General features: G+C 71.1%; 4 protein-coding genes. 3 read left to right on the forward strand and 1 reads right to left on the reverse strand.

All coding sequences use genetic code 11. From position 1 onward, the window contains the following. From ACFU99_RS25485 to ACFU99_RS25495, 3 genes are all read left to right on the forward strand, one after another. On the forward strand, window positions 1–2,474 hold a 2,474-nt coding region (locus ACFU99_RS25485; protein WP_384395782.1), incomplete at its 5' end, for a TIGR02680 family protein. Continuing rightward, window positions 2,471–3,700: a TIGR02679 family protein gene (locus tag ACFU99_RS25490; protein WP_384395785.1), complete on the forward strand. Its 1,230-nt coding sequence runs from the start codon at window positions 2,471–2,473 to the stop codon at window positions 3,698–3,700. The genes ACFU99_RS25485 and ACFU99_RS25490, both read left to right, overlap by 4 nt. 359 nt (window positions 3,701–4,059) lie before the next feature. Continuing rightward, a complete protein-coding gene (locus ACFU99_RS25495) occupies window positions 4,060–4,221 on the forward strand; it encodes a hypothetical protein (RefSeq protein WP_384395788.1) in 162 nt (53 codons plus the stop codon). Window positions 4,222–4,264: 43 nt separating this feature from the next. Here the strand turns inward: ACFU99_RS25495 and ACFU99_RS25500 are convergent, their stop codons facing one another. Continuing rightward, the gene (locus ACFU99_RS25500; RefSeq protein ID WP_384395791.1) at window positions 4,265–7,483 is read right to left on the reverse strand and encodes a BTAD domain-containing putative transcriptional regulator; all 3,219 of its coding nucleotides are present in this window, start codon (window positions 7,481–7,483) and stop codon (window positions 4,265–4,267) included. Window positions 7,484–7,653 lie beyond the last annotated feature (170 nt).

The raw sequence follows: 7,653 nt of genomic DNA on the forward strand, positions 1-7,653 counted from the left end.
AGGCAGAGGTGCTGACGCTCACGGAGGCCGCGGTACGCACCGCCGACCGCGCCCTCGCGTCGGCCGAGACCACCGCCCGGCGCCGTCGCGCGGAAGAGGCCGCCGTGCGAGCGGAGCTGGCGGCGGAGGCCGCCGGGCTGGAGGACGAGAGCGACCTGCCGCCCGTACCGCCTCGGACCCGGTCCTCGGACCGGTCCGTACTGCCCGGAGCGCCGCTGTGGAAACTCGTCGCCTTCCACGAGTCCGTACCGGACGCCGCGCAGGCCGGGACCGAGGCGGCGCTGGAGGCCGCGGGCCTGCTGGACGCCTGGGTGGGGCCGGACGGCGGGCTGACGGCAGCAGGCCACGACACGTTCGCCGAAGCCGACTGGGCGGAGCCCGTGGCCGGGCGCAGCCTCGCCGACGTCCTGCGGCCGGAGCCCGACGCCCCAGTGCCCGCCGCCCGCATCCAGCGGCTGCTGTCCGGCATCGCCTACGGCGAAACGCTCCCCGAAGGGCGCCGCGCGGCCATCGGCGCGGACGGCACCTGGCGGCTGGCGAGCCTCACCGGCAGCTGGGCCAAGACCGAATCGGCCCACATCGGAGCCGTGGCGCGACACCGCGCGCGACAGCGCAGAATCGCCGAACTGATGCTGCGGATCGGCGAGTTGGACAAGGTCATCGCCGAGTGCGACACCGAGCTGACCGCCATCGCCGGCCGCCGCCGGACGCTGGACCTGGAGCGGCGGGCACGCCCCGACCACCGCCCGGTGACCGCGGCCCAGCGTGCCCTGGACCACGCCGTGAGCGATGTCGCCCACCGCGACGACGGCGTACGTACGGCCGTGACCAGGCGTTCCGTGCGGGAGAAGGCAGTCACCGCGGCCTGGCTCACGCTGGAGGCCACCGCGGCGGAACACGCCCTGCCCACCGACCGCGAGGCCCTTGACCGGCTCGCCGAAAGCGCCGAGAACCTGCGCGAGACGGCCGGTCAGTGGACCTTCGCCGAACTGCGGCTGGCCCACGGGCTCCGTACGGCCGCCGAGGTGCGCGGACAGGCCGACCGGTCCCTGCGGACCGCCGAGGAACGGGAGAACGAGGCACACCGGGCCGAGACGGCCGCCCGCGCACTGACCGCCACGCTGGAGGAGGTCACGCGCGCGGTCGGCGCGGAATACAAGGAGGTGCTCGCCCGGATCGAGCAGCTCCGCGCGGAGCTGCGCCGCGCCCAGGAGGAGACCAAGCGCCTGGGCGCCGAACTCCTCGAACTCGCCTCCCGCATCGGCGCGTTGGGGAATTCACGGGTGAACGCGGCCGAGCGGCGCGATACCGCGATCACCACGCGGGACGCCGCGGCCGGACGGCTGCGCCGGTACGCGGCCCTCGGCTTCCCCGCCGACGCCGGCGCCGCCGACCTGCGTCTCGCCCCGGGCGACGGCACCAAGGCGACCCTGGAGACCGCCCGTACGATCGCGGCCCGCTGGCCCGCCGTGCCGCACGAGCCGAAGAACCTGGCGGACGCCCTGGGCCGGCTCGGCGAGACGGTCCACGAGAGCCGCCAGGCGCTCAGTGACCGCGCCGACCTGGACCTCGGGCCGGACGACGAGGGCGACGTCCAGGTCTTCACGGCGGCGATGGACGGCGCGTCGATCGGCGCGGCACAGCTCCTCGCGGCGCTGTCCGCCGAACGCGACCGCAGCCGGGACGACATCACCGCCGCGGAACGGGAACTGTTCGACAAGACGCTGACCGGCGACACCCGCCGCCACCTCGCGGCCCGTATCCGCCAGGCCAACGAACTCGTCGACGCGATGAACGCGCGGCTCGAACGGGTACGCACCGCCTCCCGCGTCGCCGTGCGGCTCGTCTGGCAGGTGGACCCCGCCCTGCCGCAGGGCACCAGGGCCGCCCGCGAACTGCTGCTGAAGGACCCGGTGCGCGTGACCGAGGCGGACCGCGACGCACTGCACCGCTTCTTCCGCGACCGTATCGAGGAGGCCAAGGCGGCCAACACGGCGGCCAGTTGGGAGGATCAGCTGGCCCAGGTGCTGGACTACACGGCCTGGCACCAGTTCGTGGTGAAGCTCGACCGGGCGAACGGGCACGGCTGGCAGCTGCTCACCAAGAAGCTGCACGGCGCGCTCTCCGGCGGCGAGAAGGCCATCGCGCTGCACCTGCCGCTCTTCGCCGCCGTCGCCGCGCACTACCACGCCGTGCCCCGGGCGCCCCGGCTGATCCTGCTGGACGAGGTGTTCGTGGGCGTCGACGCCACCAACCGCGGCCAGGTCTTCGATCTGCTGCGCGCCCTCGATCTGGACCTGATGCTGACCTCGGACCACGAGTGGTGCACCTACCGCGAGCTGGACGGCATCGCCGTGCACCAATTGATCACCGGAGACGGCGGCGGCCCGGACTCCGCCGCCGACGAGGCCGTCACCACCGCACGCTTCGTATGGGACGGCGCCGCGCTCGTACCCGACGAGGAGCGGCCGTGAATCCGTCCGGCCACAGCTCAGCGGACCGGCCCGAGCTGGCCCCGCTGTGGCAGGCCGCCCACCGCAGGCTCTCCACCGGCCGCCCGGTCAGCAGGCTACGCGTCGGGCCGCTCACCCCCGAGGGCCGCAGCGCGCTCGCCGACCTGCTCGGCCTCGACCGGCTGCCGGACGCGCACGTCAGCGTGGACCTGGCGCGGCTCGACACCGCGCTCCTGGAGATCTGCGGACGCGATGTACGGGCCGTCGTCGCCGACATCGTCGGCCCGCTCGGCGACCGGGCCGCCGAACGCGAGGCCGAGCAGGCAAGCCGCGCCGGCCTGTGGGCATGGCTCGACAGCCACCCGACGGTGACCGCCCAGCCCGCGCTCGCCGCGTGGACGGCGCAGCTTCGCCGTACGGGCCTGATCGCCGGCTCCGTCGCGCGCACCCGCGAAATCCTGGAACAGGCGCTGCGAGCCCTGGCCGCGCTGCCCGCGCAGGGCGAGCCGCTGCCGGTGTTCGCGACGGCCGTCCTGTCGGATTCACACGCCCTCGACGACGGAACCCGACTCTCGACCCTGGTCCTACGGGCCCTCGCCGCGCTGCACGAGACGCCGCCGCCCGAATCCGCGTCCGACCGCCGCGAGTTGTGGGGCCGCGCCGGGATCGCGGACGATGCCCTGTCCACCACCGTCCTGACCGCGGGGCTCACCCCCTCCGGCGCGGGCCCGGTGGCCCACGCCCTCACCGCGTACTCCGCCGCCGGACACGCCGCCCACCTCACCCTCGCGCAGCTCCGCGCCCCGGGCGACCTCCGATTCCCCGCCCAGGACACGCACATCACGGAGAACCCGAGCATCATCGCCCTCGCCCTGAGCCGTTTCGGCCCGGCCTGCCCGCCGCTGGTATGCACCTCGGGCTGGCCGAACAGCGCCGTCATGCTCCTCCTCCGCCAGTTGGCTGCCGCCGGCTGCCCCCTGCGCTACCACGGCGACTTCGACGGCGAGGGCCTGCGCATCGCCGCGCACATCCTCGCCAAGACCCCCGCGCGGCCCTGGCGCATGACCACCGCCGACTACACGACCGCCCACCGGGCCGGTACGCCCGGCCCCGCCCCCGGCAGGATCACCGAGGCCCCTTGGGATTCCGACCTGGCCGGGGCGCTCGGGGAGGCGGGCGCCGCGGTCGTGGAGGAGCAGGTGGCCGAGGTGCTGCTGGCGGATCTTGCGGGGCATGTCCGACGGTGAGCGGACTGCTGGCCGAACGAGAGCACCAATGTCCTGATGCACCGTCATGAACCTTCAGAACATGGTTCATCGGGGCCGTGGAGCGCGGCCGGTAGGTACTCCTCATCCTCCTCGACCGCATCTTGGATAACACTGATACGCAGGAAGGTTTCATGTTAAGTTCTGGCGGCATCGGGCCGTGAAGAGCCCTAACTCTGTCAACTACTGAACAAACTTGGGGCGTCGTGATTCGATGCAAGACCGTCCTTGTCGCTGTCTCTCTGGCTGGGCTCCTCGTGTGCGTCAGCCCCGCCGGTGCGACTGCCGCGACGGCGAACCCCGGCGTCGGTGCGGCCGTACAGGCTGCGACGGTGCACCTCATGCAGACGCAGTTCGTGCACAGCGTGCAGACCGCCCCCGCACAGCTGACGCCGCCGACTCCTCGGGGAGTTGTAGAGGTGAAGCCTGCGCAGCTGATGTGGTGGAAGGCCGGTGGCGCTGGTGAGCAGTCGCCGGACCGGCCGGAACTCGTGAAGATCTGACCGCAGTTGTCCGCCCAGGCGCGACCGGCTCCACGGAATCGGTTCAGGAGCCGGTTGCGCCTCGACCCAGGAGTAGGTTCCGCAAGCTTGCTTCTTCCGCCTTAGCTTCAAGTTTTTGATAGATGGTTACGGCCTGTGCGCCGTAGCGACGCGCTGCGTCGATGCTGTGCGAGGCGAGGGATGTCCGCGCGAGTCCCGCGAGCGCGTGTGCTGAGCCCAGCGGGGAGCGGATCTCCTCCGCGACGCGCAGCGCTTGTTGGTAGACCTCCAGCGCGGCTCCGAGCCGCCCGGAGCCACGCTGGGCGTCGGCCATGCCGATGAGCGCGCGCTGACGTTCGTACGCGTTGCCGATGCTGCGGGCGATTTCTTCGGCCGCAGTGAAGTGCCAAAGCGCCTCGCTCCACCGCTCAATCGCTATGTAGACCGTGCCCGCGCCGATGAGCGCGTTGGCCTCTCCCAGCGCGTCGCCGCCAGAGCGATGGCTGTTGAGGGCTCTCTGGTAGGACGCAAGAGCTCGGTCGGTCTGTCCCGTCGCCTGATAGACGGCGGCGATATTGGTGTCGAGGATCGCCAATTCCTGTCGACCGCCGTGCTGTTGGACCAGTGCCCGGGAGCGTTCGTAGTAGTCAAGGGCGTCCTCGTGGCGTCCATGGAGGGCGTGGATTTCGCCCACGTTGTTCAACGCTTTGATCAGGCCCGACACATCGCAGAGCTCCTCGCGGATGCGGAGAACGGCACGGAACGTGTCGAGGGCGTCGTTGTGCCGACCTCCGTAATACATCGCGGCGCCCTGGACGTTGAGGCACTCGGCTTCGCCGAATCGGTCGTGTGTCTCGCCGTACTGAGTCAGCGCCCGATCCAGTTGGCTGAACGCCAAATCGCCGTGGCCAGAAGCGAGATGGGCACGTCCTGTTTGAAGGTGAGCGTCGGCGCAACCACTGGTGTCATGGACGGACTGGAAGATCGCCAAGGCTTCGGTCGCATACTCCAAAGCGTCTCCGGGGCTCTTCTGTGCCAGCACCTCCGCCCATTCCACCAGAGCGCGGGCGAGCGCCGGCCGGTCGCCGAGAGAACGGAGAGCAGGAACGGCCGCGCCGTAGAGCTCGGCGGCGATGTCCCATGCACCCCACAGCTTGAGGGCCCTGGCCAGTACATGGGGGAACAGCGCGGCATAGGCGGGGAATGCGGCGCCGGCCGCGCGCGCCACGGCCAGGATGTTGGCGCGTTCCACCGTGAGCCAAGCCGATGCCTCGCGTGCGTCGGCGAAATCAGGCGCGTACGGGGAATCGCATTCCGCTCCCGGCGGCGGCAGTGTCCTGCGGTGCGGATTGATGAGGCGGTCGGCACGATGGGCCGCGGTGAGGTAGTAGGCGAAGAGCCGGCCGACGGCCTCACGGCGTGCGGAACTCGGTTCCGACTCGGAACAGACCTGGAGACCGAAGGCGCGGACGAGATCGTGGAGCTTGTAGCGATCGTGCATGGGCTCGTCCAGAAGATGGCCGTCGAGCAGTTCGTCCAGACTTCTGCGGATACGCGCGGAGCCTGTTTCGGCGTCCGGCCCCGCGAGCGCGGTCGCCGCGTGGTGGGCGATATCAGGGCCCGGGTGCAACGCCATACGACGGAACAGCCGTTGCGCGTGAGCGCTCAGTTCCGCGTAGGAGAACTGGAAGGATTTCGCGACCGATTCGTCGAACTCGTCGAGGGAGTCGGCTGCCTGCGCCAGCCGGTCGAGAAGATGGCGCAGATCCCAGGAGCCACGGTGCCTGAAGCGGCTCGCGAGTAGCTGGACCGCTAGCGGGTGTCTGCCGCACGCGGCCACGACGCGCCCCAAGGCTGTGGCGTCGTCGGACACGCGCGAGGCTCCCGCGATCCGGGTGAAGAGGCCGGCGGCATCGGACTCGGACAGCACGTCGACGAACAGCGAAGCGGCGCCGTCGAGACCCGGGAGCCTGTTCCGGCTGGTCACGATGGCCCGGCAGGTCGGGGACCCTGGCAGCAGAGGGCTGACCTGAGCGGCGTCCCGAGCGTTGTCGAGGATGACGAGCGCGCGATGGCGGGCTGTCCACTCCCGCCACTTGGCGGCACGCTCGTCGAGGGAGTCGGGCAGTGCGGCGGGTTCTCCGGAGGCGTGGAGCAATACCGCGAGCGCCTCGGCGGGGTCGTAGGGCGGCTGCCCGCTGTATGCGCGTAAATCGACATAGAACTGGCCATCGGGATAGGACGCTCGGAGCTGATACCCGACATGCACGGCCAGCGCGGTCTTGCCGATTCCCGGCATGCCGTGCAGGACCGTGAGCGGCAGGGCTGTCGTCCCGCAGTCGCCGGGCGCGGGATCGGCGAGCAGGGTACGCAATTCGCTCGCTCTTCCCGTGAAGTCCTTGATGTCGCGGGGGAGGCTGCTGCGGAGCTCGGCGATCACCGTCGGCGCGGCGGCGACCGTCTCCGTGAGCGCGGCGTCCTGCGCGAGAATGCGCTGATGAAGGTCCCGCAGCTCAGAGCCGGGCTCGATGCCCTGCCGTACGTGCAGGCGGCGGCGCGTGGTCCGGTAGAGGCTGAGCGCTTCGTCGTGCCGCCCGGATCGGTACAGAGCCAGCATCAATTGGGCGATCACCCGCTGCGCGAGCGGGTTCTGCGCGGCGAGCTCGTGAAGCTCGCCGATGAGATCCGCGTGCCGCCCCAACTCCAGCTCCAGGCGTATGCGTTCCTCTCGGACGCGGCGGTAGTCCTCGATCAGCCGGGCACGCGACGACGCGGCCCAGCCGTTGGTGAACTCGGTCAGCGGGTCGCCTCGCCACAGTGTCTCCGCCGTGCGCAGCAGACCGATGGCCGCTTCCCTCTCGCCCCGGCCGGCCGCCGCGTCCGCGTCGGCACGCAGCCGCTGGAAACGCAGCAGGTCCACGTCCTTCGGGTCGACGCGGAGCCGGTACAGGCGGGGTGAGGGCCGCTCCACCCGGGCCAGGTCGCCGACCGCCCGGCGCAGCCGCCCCCGTAATCGGGACAGATAAGTGTGCAGCGTTTCCAGGCCCGTAGGCGGCGGCCGGTCGTCCCAGACACGGGTCAACAGGGAGTCCACGCTGACCAGTTCGCCTCGCGCGTGGATCAAAATGGCCAGGACACAGCGTTCTTTCACCGAACCGAGCGCGTGCTGCTGCTCGTGGTGCCATAGTTCAAGTGATCCCAGAGCAAGAAGTTCCACCATCGCCCCCCGACGGGTGCGCTTCTTCTCGCTGCCCTCGGCAGCGCCCGCACGTCCGTGCGGCACTCACTTCACTCTTGCCACGCGGTCAGGGGGAGCGGCTAGGGGCGCACGGGAGCACAGCGGGCGCACAGCCGGTTTTACGGCCGTCCCCGCACCGCTGCACCTGGAGTGCAAGCTTTTTGCAAGCCGCCCATCCGGCCCCCGGGGCATCCCCTGGTCAGGGACCGCGAGCC

Source organism: Streptomyces sp. NPDC057654, from assembly GCF_042800135.1.
Taxonomy (GTDB): Bacteria; Actinomycetota; Actinomycetes; order Streptomycetales; family Streptomycetaceae; genus Streptomyces.